Annotated in this window: 16 protein-coding genes, 1 tRNA gene and 1 pseudogene; 13 read left to right on the top strand and 5 right to left on the bottom strand. The window is 44.0% G+C overall.

From position 1 onward, the window contains the following. The first annotated feature begins 8 nt into the window (after nt 1–8). From NTX44_12595 to NTX44_12630, 8 genes are all read left to right on the top strand, one after another. On the top strand, nt 9–1,283 hold the full coding sequence (locus NTX44_12595; protein ID MCX6122440.1) for a peptidylprolyl isomerase: 1,275 nt from the start codon (nt 9–11) through the stop codon (nt 1,281–1,283). A 38-nt stretch (nt 1,284–1,321) separates the two neighbouring features. Beyond that, nucleotides 1,322–2,326: an AAA family ATPase gene (locus NTX44_12600; GenBank protein MCX6122441.1), complete on the top strand. Its 1,005-nt coding sequence runs from the start codon at nt 1,322–1,324 to the stop codon at nt 2,324–2,326. A 24-nt stretch (nt 2,327–2,350) separates the two neighbouring features. Beyond that, complete coding sequence (locus NTX44_12605) at nt 2,351–4,489, top strand: S8 family peptidase (protein MCX6122442.1); 2,139 nt, start codon at nt 2,351–2,353, stop codon at nt 4,487–4,489. A gap of 41 nt (nt 4,490–4,530) precedes the next feature. Continuing rightward, nucleotides 4,531–6,612, top strand: coding sequence for a S8 family serine peptidase (locus NTX44_12610; GenBank protein MCX6122443.1), 2,082 nt, complete (start codon nt 4,531–4,533; stop codon nt 6,610–6,612). A 9-nt stretch (nt 6,613–6,621) separates the two neighbouring features. Further along, a complete protein-coding gene (locus NTX44_12615) occupies nt 6,622–8,787 on the top strand; it encodes a VWA domain-containing protein (GenBank protein ID MCX6122444.1) in 2,166 nt (721 codons plus the stop codon). Further along, nucleotides 8,774–10,075, top strand: a complete 1,302-nt coding sequence (locus NTX44_12620; GenBank protein MCX6122445.1) for an anion transporter — start codon at nt 8,774–8,776, stop codon at nt 10,073–10,075. The genes NTX44_12615 and NTX44_12620 overlap by 14 nt, the downstream gene beginning before the upstream one ends. Nucleotides 10,076–10,170: 95 nt before the next feature. After that, entirely contained in the window at nt 10,171–10,764 is a 594-nt protein-coding gene (locus NTX44_12625) for a hypothetical protein (GenBank protein ID MCX6122446.1), read from the top strand. 112 nt (nt 10,765–10,876) lie between these two features. Next, nucleotides 10,877–13,429, top strand: coding sequence for a putative LPS assembly protein LptD (locus NTX44_12630; protein ID MCX6122447.1), 2,553 nt, complete (start codon nt 10,877–10,879; stop codon nt 13,427–13,429). Nucleotides 13,430–13,615: 186 nt separating this feature from the next. Here the strand turns inward: NTX44_12630 and clpX are convergent. The 5 genes and pseudogenes from clpX to NTX44_12655 all read right to left on the bottom strand — a co-directional run bounded on the left by clpX (nt 13,616) and on the right by NTX44_12655 (nt 18,981). Then, nucleotides 13,616–14,854, bottom strand: a pseudogene (clpX, locus tag NTX44_12635) (ATP-dependent Clp protease ATP-binding subunit ClpX). Nucleotides 14,855–14,895: 41 nt separating this feature from the next. Continuing rightward, complete coding sequence (gene clpP / locus NTX44_12640) at nt 14,896–15,522, bottom strand: ATP-dependent Clp endopeptidase proteolytic subunit ClpP (GenBank protein ID MCX6122448.1); 627 nt, start codon at nt 15,520–15,522, stop codon at nt 14,896–14,898. 23 nt (nt 15,523–15,545) lie between these two features. Beyond that, nucleotides 15,546–16,811 (bottom strand): trigger factor, encoded by a 1,266-nt coding sequence (gene tig / locus NTX44_12645; protein MCX6122449.1) that lies wholly within the window; start codon nt 16,809–16,811, stop codon nt 15,546–15,548. A gap of 33 nt (nt 16,812–16,844) precedes the next feature. Then, nucleotides 16,845–16,926 (bottom strand) — tRNA-Leu (locus tag NTX44_12650). A 141-nt stretch (nt 16,927–17,067) separates the two neighbouring features. After that, entirely contained in the window at nt 17,068–18,981 is a 1,914-nt protein-coding gene (locus NTX44_12655; protein MCX6122450.1) for a tetratricopeptide repeat protein, read from the bottom strand. Between the two features lie 206 nt (nt 18,982–19,187). Between NTX44_12655 and NTX44_12660 the strand changes: the two genes are divergently transcribed. The 5 genes from NTX44_12660 to NTX44_12680 all read left to right on the top strand — a co-directional run bounded on the left by NTX44_12660 (nt 19,188) and on the right by NTX44_12680 (nt 24,927). Continuing rightward, a complete protein-coding gene (locus NTX44_12660; GenBank protein MCX6122451.1) occupies nt 19,188–19,862 on the top strand; it encodes a site-2 protease family protein in 675 nt (224 codons plus the stop codon). 42 nt (nt 19,863–19,904) lie between these two features. Then, nucleotides 19,905–21,173, top strand: coding sequence for a diaminopimelate decarboxylase (gene lysA / locus NTX44_12665; GenBank protein ID MCX6122452.1), 1,269 nt, complete (start codon nt 19,905–19,907; stop codon nt 21,171–21,173). Nucleotides 21,174–21,400: 227 nt separating this feature from the next. Then, entirely contained in the window at nt 21,401–21,877 is a 477-nt protein-coding gene (locus NTX44_12670; GenBank protein ID MCX6122453.1) for a GNAT family N-acetyltransferase, read from the top strand. 612 nt (nt 21,878–22,489) lie between these two features. Then, complete coding sequence (locus tag NTX44_12675) at nt 22,490–23,833, top strand: hypothetical protein (protein MCX6122454.1); 1,344 nt, start codon at nt 22,490–22,492, stop codon at nt 23,831–23,833. Nucleotides 23,834–24,372: 539 nt separating this feature from the next. Continuing rightward, the gene (locus tag NTX44_12680) at nt 24,373–24,927 is read left to right on the top strand and encodes an RNA polymerase sigma-70 factor (GenBank protein MCX6122455.1); all 555 of its coding nucleotides are present in this window, start codon (nt 24,373–24,375) and stop codon (nt 24,925–24,927) included. Nucleotides 24,928–25,257: the final 330 nt, after the last annotated feature.

Consider the following 25,257-nt stretch of genomic DNA (forward strand, 5'->3'; position numbering starts at 1 on the left):
GAAAACGTATGAAGCAAGTTTGCAAATTCTTAGTGTCTCTTTCTCTCCTGATTCCTGCTATTCTGCCGGCTCAAACACTGGTCGATCGGATTGTAGCGGTTGTAGACAAAGAGATTATTACCGAATCGGAGTTGAACGAGCGCGTTACATTCCTTGCAGTGCAAAATCGTATGGATCCGAACCAACCCGGGTTGCGCATGCAAGTGCTCGAAGGATTGGTTTCAGATAAACTCGTTCTTGCCCAAGCGTTGATTGATAGTATCGAAGTGACAGAAGACGAAGTAACGCGTGCGCTTGATCAGCAGATAGCAAACTTCGTCCGGCAGGTTGGGTCCGAACAGCGTGTAGAGCAGATGTACGGGAAATCCATCGCCCGCATAAAACGTGAGTATCGAACCGAAATTAAAAACCAGCTTCTGGTACAGAAGATTCGCCAGCAGCGCGAAGCCGCATTATCGGTAACGCCCCGCGAAGTAGAAGATTTTTTTGTATCGTTTAAAGATAGTTTACCGCAGGTTCCGGAAGAATTCGAATTGAGCCATATTTACATTGTACCGAAACCTGACACGGCGGTAGAAGCAAAAACGCGGCAGGTTATGCAATCTATTCTTGACAGTATAAAAGCAGGCGGAGATTTTGCAGACTTTGCTAAACGATATTCAACGGACCCGGGTTCTGCCGCGAGCGGCGGCGACCTCGGCTGGGAAAAACGCGGAGTATTTGTTCGTGAATTTGAAGAAACTGCGTTTGCGATGAAGGAAGGCGATGTTTCGCGCATTGTGAAAACCCAATTTGGGTTTCACATCATCCAATTGCTCGGCAGGCGCGGTGAATCGGTACATGCACGCCATATTCTTATGAAGATCGATAAGGGGCCCGCAAGTGATTCTGCGGCAGTCGACACACTACGGGCTGTTCGGCAGCAAGCGCTCAATGGCAAATCATTTGCAGAATTAGCGAGCAAATATTCTGAGGATGAGGACACGAAAACCATCGGCGGCGATTTAGGTACACTGACCGCTGACCAGCTCCAACCGGATTTTGCCGGACAAATTAAAGAAATGAATGCAGGAGAAATCAGTGAACCGCTTCGTACGGTGGTAGGATCCTCGTACGGCTTCCATATTGTTTGGATGCGTAAACGAACGGCACCGCATGCGATTAATTTGCAGGACGACTTCAAGCGCATCCAACAGCTGGCGCTCTACATGAAGCGCAATAAACAAAATGCAGAATGGATCGATGAACTGAAGAAAACTATTTATGTCGATATCCGTCTCTGATCTGCAGTGCACATACAATAGGAAATAGTGGTGAACATGTGGCAACGAAAATAAAACCAGCTGACGATGTTGGATCTATCAAACGGCTCACAAAGGCGTACGCAGACCTGCGGACAGAAATCGGCAAAGTGATTGTCGGTCAAGACACAATCATTGAGCATCTCTTTATCACACTCCTCTCTCGCGGGCATTGCCTGCTCATCGGCGTACCGGGGTTAGCGAAAACACTTCTCATTAAAACGTTGGCACAGGCGCTGGAATTAAAATTCAGCCGTATTCAATTCACACCCGATTTAATGCCGAGCGATATAACCGGGACGGAAATTATTGAAGAGAATGTTTCCACCAGGACAAAGGCATTTAAATTTATCCATGGACCGGTGTTTGCAAACATTATTCTTGCCGATGAAATCAACCGCACACCGCCAAAGACACAAGCCGCTCTGTTAGAAGCAATGCAGGAACATCACGTAACGGCTGCCGGAGAAATGTACGTGCTGGATGAACCGTTTTTCGTTCTCGCCACGCAAAATCCGATTGAACAAGAAGGAACGTACCCGTTGCCTGAAGCCCAGCTCGATCGGTTTATGCTCAATCTCTGGCTGGACTATCCGTCGTTTGCGGAAGAAGTTCAAATTGTTAAAACGACAACAAGCAGATATGATGCGTCGGTAGATCACGTTCTTTCTGCCGGCGATATCGTTGAGTTTCAAAATCTTGTGCGCGGTGTGCCGGTTGCAGACAACGTCATTCAATTTGCCGTTCGGTTAGCAGACCGCACGCGGCCATCCTCGTCAGAGGCACCTGCATACATTAAAAATTGGATTCGATGGGGTGCCGGTCCGCGCGCATCGCAATATTTAATTCTTGGCGCTAAATCGCGCGCAATTCTTCATGGACGTTTCACACCAGACATCGAAGATGTCAAAGCGATTGCCGGACCCGTGCTGCGTCATCGTCTTGTGACAAGTTTCAATGCAGAGGCAGAAGGTGTTTCGGCAATCCAGATTGTAGAAAAATTAGTTCAAGATGCAAAGTCTTAACTGAAGAGTTGATTGCGAAACAAAGTGAAAACACAGATAAAAAATCAAATGCAGATAGCATTCTGTGTGATACTGTTGCTTTCAGATGTTGCTGGTGCACAGTCCTCTTCTTTGCAGCGCACGTGGGTGTTCTTCCGCGATAAAGGAGCAATCAATCTTCAATCAGCCACTCCCGCTCTTCTTGGTATCTCCGAACGGGCACTCAAGCGCCGGGCAAAAGTGATTTCTCCACATCGTCTTATTGACCAACTTGATCTCCCCGTTGCGCAAGAATATCTGAACCAGCTCCGTACGCTTGGTGTTACTGTTCACAGTCTATCGCGTTGGTTGAATGCTGCCTCAGTCGAAGCAGCACCGTCACAGGTATCTCTTCTAAGAGCTCAACCATTTGTTGCATCGGTCATGCAGGTTATGGTGCAGAAGCGTTCGAACCCGGAAACGAATTACGAGCAGCAGCCATTCCAGAAGACAAATGTCGATGGAATAAACTATGGTCCTTCGCTTACCCAGCATACACGGTCAAAAGTTGTTGATGTCCATGCACTCGGAATTAATGGTACGGGTGTTCTGCTTGGTATGGACGATGATGGTTTTAATTACCACACCACACATGCTGCATTGAAAAATCTTCCTGTTGTAGCTGAGTATGATTTTGTCCAACGCGACAGCAATACTTCAATCGCGCCAGGAGAATTTTCCAGTCAAGGAAATCACGGAGAGGCAACCCTTTCGATCGCGGCAGGCTTTCAAAACGGAAACATGATCGGTGCTGCCTATGGTGTTTCTGTTCTTCTCGCAAAAACGGAAATCGACAGCGTCGAAATTACACTCGAAGAAGATAATTACGTCGAAGCCCTCGAGTGGATGGAACGTCTCGGCGTCGATATCATTTCAACATCGCTCGGCTATGATGATTTTGATCCAGCTGGAATTTATAATGCCGGTGATATTGTCTATCAGATGAAGGATGGGCGTACGGGTACAACATCTCTTGCCGGATTAATCGCGGCGCGTAAAGGAGTTCTGTTATTGTCGGCGATGGGAAATGAAGGTTGGACGAAAACCGATACAATTATCCAGCGCAATATCAATGGTACTGTTGTTAAAATTGTATGGGGTTCCAAACCCGGAACTGGATCGATTTTGACTCCAGCGGATGCAGACAGCATTGTATCGGTGGGAGCGACCGATGCGTCTGGTATGCTGACAAGCTTTAGTTCGACCGGTCCCACTGCCGATGGCCGCATAAAACCGGAGGTAGTAAATCAAGGCTCGTCCGTCTATTTTGCAAGCGGATCAACGAACGCTATTTCTGTCGGAGCCGGCACTTCCTTTTCTACACCATTAACCGCAGGTGCAGCTGCGCTTGTTCTTTCTGCCCATCCGGATTTGACGCCGATGCAAGTGCGGGAAGCGCTCATGAACACTGCACAACGAGATATTATGAATGATAGTAGAATTGGTTCGCTCTCATATCCAAATAATTACTATGGTTCGGGATATGTCAATGCGCTTGATGCCGTTTTATATTGGGGACTGGTTTTTAGTAATCGTCCAACGATCACTGCAAATGATACCGCATATATTGTTTCAACAAAAATTAAATCAAAGACATCACTCATAGCGGACTCTTTGTTTTTATTTTATAAGAAAGCATCAGCAGGAACATACCAACGTGTTGCGCTGAGAGCAACCGGAACTACCGATGAATATGACGCTTTTGTGATGAAGGCAGAGATCGATTCGACCTCGATAGGATATTTTTCTGCGCGGGATAATTCTGGATCGACTCGAAAAAATCCATTTGACGCTCCTGATGAATTATTTAGTCTAAATCCCAAAAACGATACATCAAAGGTCGTATCGCAAACACCGAATGGTATTCCCTCAAAATATGTTCTCCGTAATTTTCCGAATCCTTTTAATCCTTCCACAACACTTCTTGTTGATATGCCGAATAGCGAAGAAGCGGAGATTGCGGTGTTTAATATTATGGGGCAATTGATAAGGACACTTTTCCGCGGTGTTCTCCAATCAGGAACCCAGCAGTACCGGTGGAATGGAGTCGATGAACGCGGCATGTCGGTAGCAGCAGGAATGTATATCGCGCGCTTGAAAACGAAATCAAACATACTTTCAACAAAATTGATTTTGTTGAAGTAATAAATCCGATGATCTCTTCCCAGCACATCAGGATTGCAATTATGACTGTCTCGCTTTTATTCTGTCATGGAGAAGCGCAGATAAATCAAACCAGGTCATATTGGATTATTCTCCGGACGCCGAAGTCACCAATGTCGAATTTGCAATCCCAAAAGACTGCCCAATCATTAGGTATTACAGAACGTGCGCTCAATCGGCGCGCGAAATCTCTTCCTCCTGTTAGGCTGATTGATGAACTTGATGTTCCAATTTCGGAAGCTGTCCTATCTCAAATCAAACAAACGGGAGTCAAGATACGAACAGTATCACGATGGTTGAACGCTGTGTCGGTCGAAGCGTCACTGCAGCAATGCCAAATGCTCAATGCCTTGCCTGTGGTTTCTCAAATAGAACACGTGGTGCAATTTCAACACTTACAACCGCTGCCATCATCAATGCCGCTGCTCCCCCTTGAGAAATTATCGGGAGTACAGAGAATAAACTATGGGTCATCAGCAACACAACTCACCAATATGAAAGCTGTTGATCTTCATGCTCTTGGTGTAAATGGTACTGGTGTTCTTATCGGTATGCTGGATGATGGATTCAATAATTACAGATTGCATGCGGCATTAAAAAACGTACAAGTGATTGCGACACATGACTTTATTCATAACATCGATGATGTTTCGCTCCAACCATGGGAAGTCACGACAAGTCCAGGTCAAGGAGATCACGGTGCAGGCACGTTGTCCGCTATCGGCGGATTTGATAACGGGCATATGATAGGTGCTGCGTTCGGTGCTGCGTTTCTTCTTGCAAAGACTGAAATGGACAGTAGCGGAACCACGGCCGATTTCAACAGCGAAGAAGATACGTACATAGCGGCTCTCGAATGGGCAGAACGTCTTGGTGCTGATATTACATCGTCTTCCCTCGGGTATAAGAAGTTCGTATCAACGCCGACCTATACAAATACCGATATGAACGGAAGAACAACAAAAGTTGCTCGGGCTGCAGTGATTGCAGCACGAAAAGGTGTGCTCGTTGTTACAGCAATGGGAAATTCAGGATATATCAGTGGATATAGTAACCAGTCGCAACGGGCAGATACGACACTCGAATCTCCTGCCGACGCTGACAGTATCATCTCGGTAGGTGCAACATCATCGGATGGTGAACTTGCGGTGTTCAGCGGATGTGGCCCGACTGCTGATGGCCGAATCAAACCGGAACTCGTTGCACAAGGCATGGGAGTGTATTGGGCTGACGGGTCAACCACGACTGGGTATTATTATGCTTCAGGTACTTCTTGTGCGACGCCATTAATTGCCGGTGCAGCGGCGTTAATACTTTCTGCTCATCCCCAAATGACGAATATGCAAGTGCGGGATGCGTTGATGAGAACGACAAGTCAGAGAAAAGATGGGACATCTGAAACTGCCACGTATCCAAATAATTATTACGGCAGTGGTTTTGTGGATGTGAATGCTGCTGCATTGTCCTTGGGCCCGGTATTCAGCAACAGACCAATGGTGACGAAAACCGATTCTTCCTATCAAATCACTATTTGGATCAAACAGAATGGTTCTGTTCGTATGGATTCTGTCTTCCTCTATTTCAAACAACCATGGGACGCAACGTTCAAACTTGCAAAGTTCATTCCGGCAACAAGTAATGACGAGTATTTCATGACACTTCCTTTCACTGAACTGAATTCTACAGCTGTCGGATATGTCACCGCACGGGATCAATCAGGTGTTACTTGGAGGGCGCCATCGGGTGCTCCAACCGATTATTTTTCTCTTGAGCCGACACCAGATAGTTTGATCGAAAGATTTCCTATTCCAAATGGAGAAGTAGTACCTACTCAGTACAAACTTTATCAGAATTATCCCAATCCATTTAACAGTTCCACTCTCATTATGTTTGAAGTACCTGAACCAACGAATGTAGAATTGGAAGTCTTTAATCTTCTTGGTCAGCGTGTTAAAAATATTTTTCAAGGTGCAGTAAGTACACAAGGAACGAAACATTGGGATGGAACAGATAATGATGGACGCCAAGTTGCATCTGGAATATATTTTGCTCGCCTGAAAACACCGAACGCGATACGTTCGATCAAAATATTGTATCTCAAGTAAGTACTGCAAATGCCGGAGCTTCATCTTTCCATTCTCTTCCGTTTTGTTTTACTTCTGCTTGCCGCTGTGTGTTCCATTCTGTTGTCGTTATTTGTGTATCGTAGTACGGTGCCGCCTGTCTCATCTGCAAAACGGTACGGTCTCATTTCTCTCCGTAGTATCGGATTGTTTTTATTATTTCTTCTTCTTGGCGAGCCGCTGCTTTCACTCGTTACTCGTTCTGTCGATAAGCCCATTGTTGCGATACTGGTGGATAATTCTCAGAGCATGGCAATAACAGACCGTACAGGGCGGCGTGATGAAACAGTAAAATCAATTCTAGGGTATGATGTTTGGAAACACATCAGCCAAGATGGAAGATTGATATATTCGCTCTTCGATGTAAAAGCCAGAAGTCTCGCAGCTATTACCGATGATTCGTTGACATTTAAAGGTGAAGGGACCGATATAGCTGAAGCCTTGAAATCGAAAAAACAGACTTCTGTATCATCCAACCTGCAAGCCGTTGTGTTAATCACAGATGGCAATTCAACCATTGGGATGAATCCATTGTATGAAGCAGAAGCATTGGGTGTGCCGGTGTTCACCGTTGGTGTTGGCGATACAATCGAGCAGAGAGATCTTCTCATCCGAAAAACGCTGACGAATGAGATTACATACGCTGGAATCAAATTACCTGTCAATGTAACGGTGCACAGCTCTGGATTCGGCGGCGAGCGAGTGCAGGTATCACTTCGTGACGGTGCAACACTGCTTGATGAGAAGTCGTTGACATTAGAAAGTGGTACACGTGATTATCTTGTTCCGCTCTCGTTCATAACGGAAAAAGAGGGGATGCAGAAATTTACGGCAGAGGTTTCGAGTCTTCCGGGAGAACTCACGCCGCAAAATAATCGTATGAATTTCTTCGTCAAGGTTTTAAAGAACAAGTTGCGCGTGGCATTGATTGCCGGTGCACCAAGTCAGGATGAAGCGTTTATCCGGCGTGCAATGGCGAGTGACAAGAATGTCGAACTCATGCCGTTCATTGAGGAGAACGATGGACAATTTCATGAAAACACTTTGAATGCCGAAGCGCTGAAAACGGTTGATTGTATTGTGCTTGTTGGATTCCCGACAGAGCACAGTCTTCCGCGCAGTTTGCAAGCGATTTTAGATGCTGCGGATGCAGGGAAACCGTTTTTCATACTCTTGAGCAGAACAATTGAACTTGGAAAACTGCACACACTGGATCCGCTCTTACCGTTTAGTGTAGAAAGCGCTATAAGCAATGAGCTTCAAATCTTTGCCGCGATTCCAGAAACGCAGCGGAATAACCCGATCCTGAAAATTGGCAATACTATCAACACCGTTGGGTTCTGGTCCAAACTTCCACCTGTGTTCCGCCAACAAGGGAACTTCCGTTCGAAGATCGAATCGGAGGTGCTTGCCACTGTTCGATTACAATCGATGCCGCTGACTGACCCATTTATTGTAGTAAGGAATGTGAACAAAAGGAAATCTCTCGCAGTGCTCGGGTATGGTGTATGGCGTTGGAACATGTTGTCAGATGCTGGAAGCGGAGCAGAACTGATGCTTGAGCATTTTATCAGCAACGCAATTCGCTGGTTGACAACACAGGAAGATTCGCGCAGGATTCGAGTGCAATCATCAAAGCATAGTTACACAACGCAGGATGCGGTTGAGTTCATGGCTCAAGTGTATGATGACAATTTTCAGCCGCTGGATGAAGCTCAGATAGAAGTGCGCGTCAGGCATGAAAGTGAGACAAGTTCGATAGTATTGGACGCACTTGGCAGCGGTCAATATCAGGGTGCGTTTGAATCTTTGCAGGAAGGCGAATATAAATTTACAGCAACAGTGATGGTGAACGGGGCGGCAATTGGCAGTGATCAAGGCACATTCTCTGTCGGCGGTCAAAACGCAGAATTTCTTGAGACACGAATGAATAAACCATTGCTTCAACAGATTGCCGCACAGACAGGCGGACGGTATTACGAGAGCAATAATTTAGGGTCGCTTGATCATGATGTGACAACGATGCCAAATTTCAAATCGCATGATGTAAGCAAGTCGGCAGAAATTGAAATCTGGAATTCCCGATGGATGCTTGCACTTGTTATCTTAGTCTTTGCGCTCGAATGGTTTTTGAGAAAACGGAATGGAATGTTATGAGAGAGAGAATACCTCAGAACGCAAAAATGCAATTATCGTTTACTTCATGAATATTTCGGTCTTTACGCTTGCAGTGGTTTTTGTTCTTATCGCAATTCGGCAAATTGGAAACATCCGGCTTCAGATCTGGCAAGTAATGACGTTGGGATCTGGAATAGTGCTTCTTACCGGACAGATTGCTCCATTCGACGCTCTCCGTGCGATGAACTTTGACGTGATGATTTTTTTGTTTGGAATGTTTATTATCGGACAGGCGCTGGAAGAAAGCGGATATCTCGCGCATGCGGCGTACAAATATTTCAAACGAGCGCACTCTGTTGATTCTCTCATACTGTTTATTATATTTGGTTTCGGCGGTGCTTCCGCTCTTCTCATGAACGATACACTTGCCATCATCGGAACACCAGTGGTGCTTCTCCTTGCCCGAAAACATGAAATGTCGCCGAAACTTCTGCTGTTGGCGCTTGCGTTCTCTGTCACGATCGGAAGTGTTGTAAGCCCAATCGGTAATCCGCAAAACCTGCTTATTGCGCTCAACGGAAAAATTGGTGATCCGTTTGGTACGTTTTTCCGATGGCTGTTCATTCCTACAGTTCTTAACTTATGTATTGCGTATATCTTGCTCAAGCTTTTCTACAGAAGCGACTTTCATGATGTACCGCTCAAATATTCGCAGGAACCGATTCGGAATCAAGAACTTGCGTTTCTATCAAAATTTTCATTTCAAATTGTTGCAATGTTGATTGCACTGAAAATACTGTCAGTCGTTCTTCGATTCGACATTGAATTTCGCTTAACCTACATCGCACTGGCTTCTGCATTGCCAATTCTCATAGGAAGTAAGCAGCGGTGGATCATCATGAGAAAGATTGATTGGCATACGCTACTATTTTTCGCATCGATGTTTGTGCTGATGGATTCGGTTTGGAAATCTGGATTCTTTCAACATATTCTTGCAGAAAGCAAACAAGACGTTACCTCGACAGGGATGATATTAAGCGTAAGCATTGTGTTCAGCCAGCTCATTTCGAACGTGCCCCTGGTGGCACTATATCAGCCAATGCTCATACATGCAGGTACAATGACAAAGGGGTTCATGGCGCTGGCAGCAGGCAGTACAATTGCTGGTAATCTTTTTATTCTTGGCGCGGCAAGTAATATAATAATTATTCAAAATGCCGAAAAGAAATCTCACCATACAATTACATTCTGGGATTTTGCAAAAATCGGTATTCCATTGACCATGCTGAATACTGCAGTATACTGGCTGTTTCTATCCGTACTCTGAATTCGTCTTTTGAGGAGAAGAACACGTGCCGTCGTACGGACTTTTTCCTATATTGTGTACTATGTAAGTGAACGATTAAGCGAAAAAGGGAATTCATGAATCAGGTATGCTCTGTGGGATTGCTCTGCGGGATTATTATTTTATTTCCGATTGGTCAAGTACAATCACAAATCACTACTGAAATAAACGCGGGGTCTTCGCTCTATTTTGACAATCTGAACTCTCAACCCGTTCGTCAGCACCATCCATGGTGGGTAAATCTCGGCGCTGGCCCGGCTTTAGTTGGCAAAACTTTTGCGATGAATGGCGGTATGGTATACTGTTATCAATTTGACCGAAGCATTATGAGTGCACGAATGCTTGGCGTGACAAATAATAATCCAACCGTGCAAAAGGTTGATCAGTCATATACAATCTACAAAATGGCAGACTATGGAATTCTTTACGGACCCATTTGGCAAATGGATTACGGTTATGTCTCTGTTGGTGCCGGCCTTGGATTGGTGCGCGCAGCATACGAGACTCAAACCGATATTACGACGAATACAAGCATCAGTGTACCGGTTGAAGCGCAATGGTTCTGGCGTTTCACTGCGTACGCCGGACTTGGTGTGTATACGTATGCAAGCTTAAATTTTGAAAAGCAGTTCTATGGCGTGATGGTGTGCGCTCAACTCGGAGCTTGGTGAATGGCGATAGCCATCATAGTTATCAATCATCTCTGTTGATGAAGAATACGATGCAACCAACGATACACCATCCAATGCACTTCTCTGCATTTTTTTCTATCTTAATTTTACTATGACTCGGGTTCATTCATTATTATTCTTTCTTATTCTTCTTGTTGTTGAACAGGCACACGCTCAAAAAGTGTCAGCCGATACAATGAAGATACAGACGTCTGTTCAAGACACTACAAAACGTAGTGCAAGCGCAGGCGTTGACACTGTTATAAATTATTCCGCGAAAGATTCTATTATTTATTCTCTCCGTACGCGTTATATGAATTTGTTCGGTAAGAGCGAGATGCAGTACCAAACTACCGGTTTGAAGGCTGAACGTGTGAACGTGAATTGGGATAATGCTACTCTGATTGCACATGGTGTACCGGATACGGCGAAAGCCGATTCTGTCATTGGCAAGCCGATTATGCGCGATGGCGGTGAAGAGTACAAAGGCGATCAAGTGAAATATAATTTCCGCACGCGGAAAGGAAAGATTACTATTGGCAACACGCAGATGGATAATGGGTACTACGTCGGTGATCAGATTAAAAAAGTTGACCCCGACGTACTTTGTGTCGCAGACGGCATTTATACTACGTGCGATTTAAAAAATCCTCATTTTTATTTTGGCAGTCCAAAGATGAAAGTATTTGTGCGTGATAAAGTTGTGGCGGAGCCCATATATTTATATGTTGCTGATGTTCCCGTCTTTGCTTTACCATTCGGAGTTTTCCCGGCGCACGGCGGACGGTCGTCCGGTTTAATCGCCCCGGCATACGGCAACGACAATCGGTTTGGATGGTACCTAAGCCATTTAGGATATTATTGGGCTGCCAGCGATTATTGGGATCTGGCAACGATATTCGATCTCTACTCGCGGGGACGATGGCAAAATCAAACAAACATACGCTATGCACTTCGGTACAAATTTGGCGGCAGTATCACAGCCCGGATCACAAGCTCTCCAGAGGGCGAACCCAGCGATCCAGGCTACAGCAAAACGCGCGAGTATTATGTCAATATTACACACGGCCAGCAAATTACTCCGTCATCAAATCTCAGTGTGAATTTCACTTTTATGGACGGAAACTTTTTCAAGAACAATAGCTTCAATCTCAGTGAAATTCTTCAGCAGAATATGTACTCGTATGCCGCCTATTCAAAGAGCTGGGAATCTTCTAACAGATGGTTATCGATCAACCTGTCGCGTGATCAAAACCTGGTTACTGATGAGACCGGCGAAGTTCTTCCCTCGATTGCTTTTACTCAAGGAACGGTCTTTCCATTTCGCAAGAAAACGAAAACACGCGGACTTTCAACGATGCCAGAAGCCGATTTGAGTTTTGTCGAGCTTTTAGGATTTAATTACAGTGCAAACTTTAACAATACTCTTCATAAAAGCCCATCAACAATTTCAGCCAAGCTGGATACAACACAAGTGGGGCTCAGCTCCATGAACGATTTTACCAATACTCACACGCAAGCACTCTCCCAAAGTTTTTCGCTGAGTATATCTCCCAAGCTCGGCTATTTTACGGTGTCGCCTTCTTTCTCGATGAGTGATACGAGGACGTGGACGCAGACAACGACGCCGGCAATCGACACGGGCGACAGTCTGCGTGTCTATAACAGCACTCGGGATCGGATTATTAATGGAAACCTCAACACCGGTGTTAATGTGAGCACACGATTCTTTGGGATGTTCCAGCCGAATATGTTTGGTGTTACAGCGTTCCGCCAGACGGTGACGCCAACATTCGGTTTGTTTTATAATAAGCAAATCTACGGCGACAACATGCAGAAGTATTCGATGACCGGTTCCTTCGGTGTCGGAAACAACTTCGAGATGAAATATCAAAAGAACGACAGCGCGAAAACAGAAGATAAAATCCAATTATTAAATATTAGCGGAGGTGTGAGTTATAATTTTGCAGCGGACTCAATGAATTTCACCGATGTCAATATTAACTACCGAACAGATATTGGACAGTACCTCGGCATTAGTGGAAGTGCAAATTATAATCTCTATGCCTTTGATCCGTCAGCCAACAACGGACATGGCGCTCGCGTGAACAAGTTTCTTTTGAAAGAACAAGGCAGGTTCGGCGACTTAACAGCCTTCTCGCTCAGCTTATCCACATCATTTAAGGGTGATAAGAAGCAGAAGCCAAGTGAGGCAGGTATTCCGGATAAAGTAAAGCAAGAACAGGCGGCGGCATCAGGCGAGGGATCAACACAGCCAAGTCAGAAAAAGATATACTATTCCATTTATGACAGGGAAGATGCCGATTTCAGCATTCCTTGGAATGTCACACTCGGTTACAACTTTTCACAATCGCAGCCAGATCCGAATTACTATTCTCGCACTTCCCAACTGAGTGCAAGTCTTTCGTTTAATCTTACAGAGAAGTGGCAGATTTCTACGAGCGGCTGGTACAATTTTGTCGCGAAACAGCATTACTTTTCATCTGTCAGCGTCACACGAGATCTCCATTGCTGGACAATGTCTTTTTCATGGTTCCCGATGGGAACACTTGAAGGGTACAGATTTGAATTGAAAGTGAAAGCACCGCAGCTTCAGGATTTAAAAGTAACGAAACAAAACAGTAATCGCGGTACTTTTCAATGATATAAAGATTCATTGTGTTAGCGGAACGGGGATCCCCGCATCGTAAAAAAATAATCTTAAGAAAATTATTTCTTGCAATAAACAACATGCCCGTTAGAGAATATCCTGCGGGCATTTGTTTGACTCACTGATAACGTACTGGAAGATTTCGAGAGCCTATTATTGTTATGCAGATTTCCGCTCTTCGTATAAATATACCGGATCCTTCGCTTTGACGATTGTATCTTTGGTGATGATGCACTTTGAGACATTTTCTCGAGAGGGTAAGTGATACATGACATCGAGCATCACCGATTCGATGATGGAACGAAGAGCGCGAGCGCCTGTACCGCGTTCCATCGCTTTATCGACCACGGACTTGAGAGCATTTTCTTCTATTTCTAACTCTACACCTTCCAGCGCAAAAAGTTTTTGGTACTGCTTCACAATGGCGTTACGCGGTTGAGTAAGAATATTGAGAAGCGCCGCCTCGTCAAGCGGATCAAGTGTAGCGGTGATAGGTAAGCGGCCTACAAATTCTGGAATAAGTCCGTACTTGAGCAAATCGCCCGGTTCTACCTGTTGCAGTAATTTTTCCCGCGACCTGCTTTTTTTACCTTTCAAATCGGCACCAAACCCGACAGGATTTTGACTGATGCGATGCTCGATAATTTTTTCTAATCCGTCAAACGCACCGCCGCAAATAAAAAGAATATTTTTTGTATTGATGTTGATAAGACTCTGTTCGGGATGCTTGCGTCCGCCTTTCGGTGGAACGCCCGCAATGGTGCCTTCAAGAATCTTCAGCAGCGCTTGCTGTACGCCTTCGCCGGAGACATCGCGCGTGATAGACGCGCTGTCGCCTTTGCGTGCAATCTTATCTATCTCGTCGATATAAACGATGCCGCGTTCGGCTTTCTCAACATTGTAATCAGAGTTCTGCAGGAGGTAGACAAGAATCGTTTCAACATCATCCCCTACATAGCCGGCTTCCGTCAGTGTTGTCGCATCCGCGATGGCGAATGGTACATCAAGAATACGGGCAAGTGTTTGTGCCAGCAGAGTCTTGCCGGTTCCGGTCGGGCCTACAAGCAAAATGTTGCTCTTCTCGATTTCCACTTCATCAAGATTTGCCATCTGATCGCTGGCGTCGATTCGTTTGTAATGATTGTACACGGCAACTGCAAGCGTGCGCTTGGCTAAATCCTGACCTACCACAAATTCGTCGAGTGCCTTCTTGATATCAACAGGTGTCAGCGAACGACGGAAGCCAAACCGCCGAGCATTAATTGCCGCCATATTATTTTTGATGATATCAACGGAACTGGCAACACAGAGATCGCAGATGTAGACATCCGGTCCCGCGATGATGCTGTTGACCTCTTCTGGAGTGCGTCCGCAAAAGGAACACGCTATTTTTTCGCCCTGCCTAGGTTTTTGTGCCATATAATTTTCGGCTTCGTACCACTGCCGTATTAGGTGAACGATTATTTCTCTTTCTTTATTTCAGCCGTCCGCTTCACAAGGATATTGTCGATTATTCCGTATTCTTTCGCTTCACTGGCGGCTAAGTAATAGTCACGATCTGTATCTTTTTCAATATCAGCCAATGGACGTTCTGTATGTACGGCAAGAATTTCATTTATACGCTTTTTCGTTTTAAGAATTTCCTCTGCCTGAATGCTGATATCCGATGCAGTACCTTGCACGCCTCCCCACGGTTGATGAATCATCACCCGTGCGTTGGGCAGCGCCGTACGTTTTCCTTTCATTCCGCCTGCCAACAGCACAGCCGCCATACTTGCCGCCATGCCGATACAAATTGTGGAAACATCTGGTCGAATATACTGCATCGTATCATAAATGGCAAGTCCGGCGGACACACTCCCGCCAGGACTGTTGATGTACAGATGGATATCCTTATCCGGATCATCCGATTCAAGAAATAACAGTTGGGCAATTGTCAAACTGGCAACTGTGTCATCGATGGGAGTACCGAGAAATACAATGCGTTCTTTTAAGAGCCGCGAAAAAATGTCGAACGACCGCTCACCGCGGCCGGTTTGTTCCACGACAATTGGAACGAGTTGATTATAAATTTCCGGATAGTTCATAATGAATTCTTCCTTCTGCTTGCTTATACTTTTTCTGGAACTTCCTTGATCTTCGCGGACTCCACAAGAAGTTTTAATAATTTATCGCCGATCAACCGGTCTTTGATTTGCTCGGAAGATTTGTAATAGTTGATAAGGCGATCTTTTGGAATTTTAATTTTGGCCGATTCCTCTTCTGCCAGCTTTTCTAAATCTTCATCTGAAACAGCAACGTTCTCTGTCTTGATTAATTCTTCACGCAAGAGAGCCCATTTTGCTTGATAGATTGCGTATGCGCGGTTCTCTTCTTTAAACTTATCTTCGTTAAATTCGGATGGCAGGCGTTTATCCGGATATTCATTCTTGACTTCTTCCAACAATCCTTCCAACACGCTACGAATGAGCGATTCCGGCACCTGGAACTCATGACGACGGATGATTTCCGCTGTCAGCGAATTGATGACTTGCCGCTCGCTTTTTTCTTTCCAGTAAGTGATAATCTCTTCTCTGATATTCGTGCGCAATGTCTCGACTGTCGTGAATTTGTTTTTCGTGACTTTGGCGACAAAAGCATCGTCTAAAGTCGGTAACGTTACCTTTTCTATTTTCTTGACGATGATTTGCGTGTTGACGGTATGTGTATGTTCATCATGTTTGTGCTCAAACTGCACAGAGTACTCGCCGTTTTTCTTGGCGTCTTTTAATGCATCCTTAAACGGTTGTTCAAGCTGGTCGTCGGCGAGATAAAAACGAATATTTTCACTCTTCATACCAATCAGCGGTGCTCCCGTTTCATCCAAGTCCTGCAAAGTAACTGTGACGATGTGTTCTGGAGAAGCGACGGCTTCTACTTCTTCCAGTGTTGCATTGGCTCGCTGGAGGCGGACGAGTTCTTTTCCCACTTCATCCTTTGTGATCGTGTGAACGATCTTTTCTACTTCAATGCCCTTGTAATCTTTGATCGTAATCTGAGGCCGGACGTCGAATTGGATTTTACATCGAAAGCTTTCACCATGTTTGTAATCCATATCAACAAGGATGGGTTCGCCGATTGGTTTTAACTCTTTCTCTTTCACAGCCTGCCGATAAAATTCCGTTGCAATTTCATGAAGAGAATCATTCTCTATGAGATCACCGTACAATTTCTTGACTATATCAATCGGCGCTTTGCCTTTTCGGAATCCGCGAATTTCAATCTTCTTGCGATATTCCAAATATGCTTTGTTGAAATGAGGTGCGAGGTCTTCCGGTGTAGCTGTAATTTCCGCCGCACGCAAGACATCTGACAACGACTCAACAGTAACTTCCACGTCCGACTTCCTTTACATACTGATATGAATCCGTAGGCACGGAGGGACTTGAACCCACACGGATTGCTCCACTAGCTCCTAAGGCTAGCGCGTCTGCCAGTTTCGCCACGTGCCCGTTGCGAAAAATGCCCAATACGCTGGACGTTCTTCAAAACGCTTGAAATTGGGCGTTTATAAATATAAGAACCGATTGAGTGAAAAGCAAAAAGGGATTCATTATGAATCCCTTTTTGTATCACACCTCCAAAATTAAGAACTACTTGCCGGTTCGCTGAAGGTCATTGAGTTTTGTGAGGAAATCGACCGCCTCTTGTTTCGTGGGATCGAGACCAATAGCGTTGTTAAAATACTCACGCGCCTTCTGGTAATTTTTCACATCTTGGTGCGCTTTACCCAGTAAAATATTGGTTTTATAACTCTTCGGATTCAGTGCAAGCGCATGTTCAAAACTTTGAATAGCACGTGCTGGATCAGCGTCACCGAGATAAGCAATGCCAAGGTCAAAATTGATTTCCCAATAATCATTTCCTTTTGCGATTGCTGTTGTCAGAAAACTTATAATTTCTTTGAAGTTGCTTTGCCTCATGTAAAGATTATAACTCTCGCGATAGGCGCTCAAGTAGAGTGTATCAATCTGATATGCTCGTTGGTAAGAATAAATGGCGCGAATTGGCTCACCGGTGCGAGTGTAGTACTTCCCAACAGTGAAATGCCCATAGGCAAAGTTAGGTGCGATGAGTGTGACTTGTCGGTATTTATCCAGGGCATTCTGAAGATCTTTTGCTCTTTCAAATTGCGCCGCTTCGTCGAGCATTTTCATCACCTCTTGGGAAATGTTCTGTTCGCGGTTGGCAATAACCACCCGCATCATATCAAATCGGCTATTGATCTCCGGTTCAAAGCATATACGGAAGATGCGGAAAATTTCTTCCTTCGCGCTGGTGAAATTGCCGTAGTAATAATCATTCACCGCCTTCAGCATGGAATAGTAGGGCAATGAAAAAGAAACTGTGTCTTTTTTCAAATTCGGAAGAAAATCAATCTGGAAGATAGGAAGATGTGTCTGGTATCGTTCATTACAAATTCGTATGAATGTTTCATATGATTCTGTGATATTATATTTCGCCAGCCGTGCCTGAAGATCCTCTGGAATTTTTACTTTCAAATCTGTAGCAACAGTGTCGGCAAAGTTGAGCGATGAAAATGCTGATGCCAACGCTTCGATCATTGCAGCGTACAGGTAGCCGTTTTTACTCGTCGACGATCCTTCGATAATCCATCGCACGTTTTGATCGTCCAGCACACGTTGAAGTGAATCGCGAATTTCCGCGATTCGAGAAATTGCATTTCGGCATTGATCTAAAATTGGCGCCACCGTTGGATCGAGTGAACCAATATTCCACTCTGTCCGCGGTAAAGAATCGAGAAGGAATTTGAATGAGGGCTTGAAACCATCGACCTGCGCAATCCGTGACTTCAAATCCAATTGTGCATTTGTGGCAACTGAATTAAACGACGTCGAGGTCTCGGTGCAGAGTCCATCGAAACATTTCGTACGCTTATTTTTTGATTCATCATATTGAGGAAAGATCTGCAGATTGTTGTTGCTTAAAATTTGTTCAAAGATTCCAATCGCCGGTTTGTATTGTTTTGCTGATGCGGCAGCCTCAGCCTGCATAGAGAGATTCGTTATCAGTGTATAGCCGGGCCAAAGCTCGGTCGGAACTTTAAATTCTGCTTGACTCATCGCTTCATCAACAGGACATTGAAAAAGAAAGAGCTGATTCAGTTTTACTGTCTTTGGAAATCCGATAAGGATTGAAATTTTATCTCCTGTGATTAACTCTCCCTTCCATGCAATAAGTATTTTATTCTCGTTCTGATAAATGTTCACCTTGGCAAGTTGATCTTTTACAAAATCCTGATCGAGTTGCCAATCTTCTACGGGCGTTACTAGAAAGTAGAAATACTGTCCGCTGTTCACGTTGTCACTGGTGAGAGGCTGCTGCCGGCTCTCGTTTGATAAATCTATCCTTACGGTGCGTGGTCCGCCCATCCCCAAGAAACCGGACTTTTCTTTTATCTTCAATTGAACAGATGGAACTTGTGCATTGAGAAGTGCTGCAATACAAAAGAGACCAGTGAGCAAGTAGAAGAACCTGGTATTCATTTGAAACCTCGGGCAGTCTAAGTGAATAGAAAAATCTAAACTCTTACGAAAAGAATATAGAAAAACAGAACTGTAGATGCAACGATTCAAATGGTTAACTCCTTGAATTCCTCCACATTTTTAGGTACATATAAAATACGTGGAGAAAACGATTTATGCCCGTCCCGCCTTGTTGCGGGACGGATTGTATTTGAAAGGGCGCTTCATTGGATTCTCTCTACATATTACCGATTCTTTTATTTTCCATCGTTGTGCACGAGGTAGCACACGGCTGGATGGCACTGCATCTTGGTGATTCTACTGCGCGTGATTCCGGTAGATTGACGCTCAATCCAATTCCCCACATTGACCCGATTGGTTCCATCGCTATTCCGCTCCTTTCATATCTCGCTGCTGGTTCTGTCTTTATTGCGTGGGCAAAACCGGTACCGATCAATCCGGCAAACTTCCGCAATTTTCGCCGCGATGACATCTTGGTATCTACTATTGGGCCGTTTTCCAACTTGCTCGTGGCGTTTTGTTGCGCAGTATTATACATCCTTTCGGAACGCTTTTTCGGCCCGTTAGAACTGATTGAAAATAGTTTTCAACGTGAAATTGCATCGTTTTTGATTCATATGTTTGCGGCTGGAATTACATTAAATATTTTTCTGGCGGTTTTTAATTTAATTCCAGTGCCGCCGCTTGACGGTTCGCATGTTTTGTCAGCGATACTGCCGGCTGAAATAGGCGAACGGTATCGGCAAATAGGATTCTTCGGAATACTTCTTGTTATTATGTTGATGCGGTTAGATCCGTTTCGGAATTTTATTCTCACGGTCGTCATGACAGTGCGTATTCCGTATGAAATTTTTATCAACAAATTTTTATTCACAATTTAAGTTGTTGACACTCGATGATCCAGTGAAGATTGAACTTGACACATGAAGTACATCGCCTATAAAGAAAATATCCTCTATTGTGAAGATATTCCGTTGAGTGAATTGGCAGAAGAGTACGGCACGCCGCTGTATGTGTACAGTAAGAACCAACTTATAGAAAAATATCGTTCTCTCAAGAGCGCGATGGGGGACATCAGCCACCACGTGTGCTATGCACTGAAGGCAAACGCCAACCATCATATTTTACAATTACTTGTCAAGGAAGGTGCCGGGGCGGATGTAGTCTCTGCGGGTGAGTTGTATCTGGCGTTAAAAGCCGGATTTTCTCCAGACAAGATTGTTTTTGCAGGTGTTGGGAAGCGAGAAGATGAAATCGAATTTGCGTTACAACAGAATATATTTTCTTTCAATGTTGAGTCGGTGTCTGAACTGCACACCATTTCACGTGTAGCGCTTCGGATGGGAAAGAAAGCCCGCATCTCATTGCGCATTAATCCAGATATTGACGCACAAAGTCATCCGTATATCACGACAGGTTTGCAATCGTCGAAGTTCGGCATTGAAGCATCAAAGGCGATAGAAGTGTACACGTATGCCGCAACGTTGTCATCCTTGGAATTGGTCGGCATTCACACGCATATCGGTTCACAAATCACGAAAGTGGAACCGTTTGTCGCAACAGCAAACTATATTGTCGGGTTGATCGGGAAACTGCGTGAGACTGGTATCAACCTTACGCACATTGATTTCGGCGGCGGTTTTGGCGTTCAATACATCAATGCCGTTTCACATGAGGCGCTCCCACAAGAGGAAACATCGAACAACAATGTGCCAACCCCGGCGGAATTTCTTGTGGCAGTGCTGCCCATTCTGCAAACAACGGGCTGTTCTCTCTGGATTGAACCAGGCCGTTCAATTATTGCTGATGCCGGCGTTTTGATCACGCGCATCATTTCCATTAAAGAAAATACGAATAAGAAATTTGTTATTGTTGATGGCGGCATGAATGATTTACTGAGACCCAGCCTCTATCAAGCGTACCATCAAATTGTTCCTCTGTCCATCAATACATACGAAACCGAAAAGGTGGACGTTGTAGGTCCGATCTGTGAAAGCACCGATTTTTTTGCCCGGGATCGATTGCTCGCGAAAAGCAATGCCGAGGATTATCTTGCGGTACTTACCACTGGCGCATATGGTTTTACGTTAAGCTCTAATTACAATGGCCGGCTGCGTCCGGCAGAAATTCTTGTGAATGGAGACCGTGTTCGCGTCATCCGTCCTCGGCAGTTGATGGGAGAGTTGGAATAATCGTTATTGTAACACGAGAATTATTCCGTTTGTTTTTAGCGATACGTGTTTCCGCCCGTGAGTCCAAAAACGAGAAAGCATAACCTGCAGAAATTAAATTCTATGCTGTTGAAGTAGTTACTATCATTATCGTTCTTCATGCCAGCAACTGTGACACACAAAACTGCTCATTCTGTTTTGAGTTGTTCATAACTCTTTCTTACTTTGTTTATACGATCATGAACACCATGCCCAAAAATAATCTCGTCAGAATGATGCAGCTTGCAGAAGATTTTTTCGCGACAAAAAAAGATCCCTCGCAAATTTCTATCGATAGAAAAGTTATGCTCAGGCTCAAAAGAATTCATCCGAATACGATGACAGAGAAGAGCACAAGCAAGGGACCGATTGCCTGGATTCTGGTCATTCCAACGACGCATACATTGATGGAACAATTTATTACGAGCAAAATAACCGAACGGGAATTGTTAAAAAAAAATCCTTTACGAGTAAAGTATGATTCCATATACTTATGCTCGGCACTCGTTCTGCCGGAGTATCGTGGCAGGGGATTGGCAAAAAGCTTGATGATCAAAGCAATTAAGTCCATTCAGAAGGAGCATCCCATTACTTGTCTTTTTTATTGGGCATTGAGTAATGAAGGAAAGAAGTTAGCCGCCTCCGTTGCTAAAGAATTTTCCTTGCCGCTTTACGAGCGAATCTAAAGTAACGGGCTATGTTGGATTCCCATCCCAGCTTGTCGGGAGTATCGGGAATCTATCTTTTAAATAATGGATTATGTGAAAAGAGCCCGCTACGGAATTTGAATGTTACTTCTGTTATAGTACATATTTTTACCAGTTGAACAAGCTTTGTCGAAGTGAATGTCATTTAAAAAAGATCTGCAATCTTAGATGCAAGAAAACAAACATATTGCCAACAAGGAATTATTTTGACAGATCAAGAGTAATTATGAAAAGGCGTTAATATTTTCGGAAAACATTTTATCGATTTTAATAATGAGTATACTGAAGGTGAAACATTCGGAAGAATTTATTCCACCTAAACGACTTCTTGTCAATGTTGTGGGATCCGAGATACAGATTTGCAAGCCAGATTCAAACGATAACCGAGCAACATAGAAATATATTTACCAGTAGTATATGTTGCTATTATTCCATATATACATATTATAATCAGCAGTGATCATCCAAAAATTATTGTATTTATCGAAATTATATCTCATGAAAACGAACTCCAGATATGTATTGCAATCTCTTTATTTTTTCTTGAGTATAACAACGTTGCTCTCTTGCAGTGCAGATTCTAGTAATTCTGTGAAAAACAACCCTCCCCCCGCCTCATCGACAGAATTCTGGCTCACCAATCCGGATAAATCCGTATTGTTTCAAAAACAAAATGATGGCCAAACCATCACCGCGAGTACTTTTGCAACTATCGAAGTGGATGAAACCCAGACATTTCAAACGGTCGAAGGCTTCGGATGTGCGCTTACCGGTGGAAGTGCAACCCTTCTTCACCACATGGACGATGCCTCAAGAGATGCGTTGTTGAGGGAGTTATTTGCGACTGATGGCAACAACATCGGTATTAGTTACCTGCGTATCAGCATTGGCGCTTCAGATCTCAGCGATCATGTTTTTTCTTATAACGATCTTTCCACCGGACAAACCGATACAACAATGGCGCATTTCAGCCTTGATCCTGAACGCACCGATCTAATTCCGGTGTTGAAGCAGATTCTCGCGATCAATCCCGACATCAAAATTCTTGGATCACCGTGGTCGGCACCAACATGGATGAAGACGAATAACAATTCCATCGGCGGAAGTCTGAAGCCGCAATATTACAGCGCCTATGCTCAGTATTTTGTAAAATATATTCAGGGAATGAAAGCAGAAGGAATTCGGATCGATGCGATTACAATTCAGAATGAGCCGCTCTACGGGGGAAACAATCCCAGTATGCTTATGTCGGCGGCAGAGCAAGCGACGTTCATCAAAAATAATCTAGGTCCTGCATTCGCGGCAAACACTATCGATACAAAAATTATCATCTATGATCACAATGCCGATCGTACGGATTACCCAATCGCAATCCTGAACGATCTTAATGCGAGAAAATATGTGGATGGCTCGGCATTTCATTTGTATGGAGGAAGCATTACGGATCTTTCCACGGTGCATAACGCGCACCCTGACAAAAATCTATATTTCACCGAACAATGGATCGGCGCCCCCGGCAACTTTGCCAGTAACCTGAGTTGGCACATCAAAACGTTGACGATCGGTGGAACACGCAACTGGTGCCGCACTGTGCTGGAGTGGAATCTCGCATCCGATTTAAATCTGCAGCCACATACGAATGGCGGGTGTACGCAATGTCTTGGTGCGATCACCATCGTCGGCAGTGCCGTTATTCGCAATCCTGCGTATTACATTATTGCTCACGCATCAAAATTTGTCCGTCCGGGTTCCGTACGAATTGCTTCGACAATTCCGGATGGATTACAGAACGTTGCATTCAAAACTCCAGAAGGGAAAAATGTTCTGATCGTTTTGAACGACAACCAAATTCCTCAGGCGTTTAAGATCCTCACAGGCACTAAAACAATAACCTCGTACTTATCCGGCGGAGCGGTAGGAACGTACGTGTGGTAGATTTTTAGCCACTTGCAAAAAAAATCTGATTCAGAATAGCAGGACAGGTAGTAGTTCTTTTTGTCCAAAGTGTTAAAGTCAAAAAGTATTTCTGAAGTGTTATTGTGAACAAGCTGAGTACACACTCAGAATATTGCTTATTAAACTATCAATTTTGTATAACGTCAATTGCCATACCTCTCAATACCGTATCCCAACCCGGAACTTAACAAGAGTGTCATTATAAAGATCGGGATCAGCGATGCCGGTTCTTTCCATCCTATGAGGATTGCAACTGGAAGTATTGTTAAAAAGGAAATGAAGATTCATTTAAGGATACTATTTATTTCGTGTATTACAGTGGATATAAAAAAACCATTGACGACTCACATTGTGAAGGCAGAGATTCTCATCCCAAATAAAATTTTTGAGAATCATTGGAGTGGTACTATTAATAGTGGATATTGTTCATTATTTAAATAATTATCTCGATTATCGGGAATAATTCTTATACTAGGTCTGGAACATATTCTTACAGCCCAAAACGAATCGTCTTTTAAATGCGAAGCCATATATTAATAAATGATGAGGAATTGTTTCAACGCATCAAGAGTAATGATGCGCAGGCGTTAAAAATTCTATTCGAAAGACATTATTCTGCATTATGTCACTTCGCGTGCAAATTTGTTAAGAATGCAACTCTTGCTGAAGAAGCTGTTTCGGATGTGTTTCTCAATATATGGCTCAAGAAGGAAAAGATTGAATTATCAACCAACCTGAAAATGTACCTGTACACTGCAGTGAAGAACCAATCGTTAAACTATCTCAAGAAAAACAAAATTCATTTAGAGGGCATCGAAACTGTCGTTAAGGAAAATATAACATCCGATTTGCGTGCAGACAAATTCATTGTCTACGAAGAATCGAAAAATGCCATTGACAATTTACTTCAACAACTGCCGGAGAAAAGACGAATTATTTTCAGTATGAATCGCTTCGATGGTTTGAGCTATAAAGAAATTGCAGAGATTCTCTCAATTTCCATCCATACCGTACAAAACCAAATGGTAGCTGCCGTCAAATTTTTAATAGATCAAAAACCGCGTTATCAATAACCGCACATCAAGCTCATGCTATCATTGCTTTAATAATGTACTCTTCGACAGCTTCTGATAAAATGATTCTGAATGAAACAGATGTTGTTCTCTCTAAAAGTAGCCTGGTACTTCACGGGAAATATGATTTTCTATTTCATGCGGTCCGTTTGGAAACAAAAAAAGACAAAGAGTGCGTACAATGATACAATACGCTGAAATATATATGAGGTAAAGGTATCGCTCATTATATTGGGGGGACATTGAAATTTTCGAGTGATTAAAAGAGGTGGATAATTAGACCCATGAAATATGGTTTTATTGGCAAGATCTTTGTTTATTACGGTGCGA

This window comes from Ignavibacteriales bacterium (assembly GCA_026390575.1).
GTDB lineage: Bacteria > Bacteroidota > Ignavibacteria > UBA10030 > UBA10030 > Fen-1298.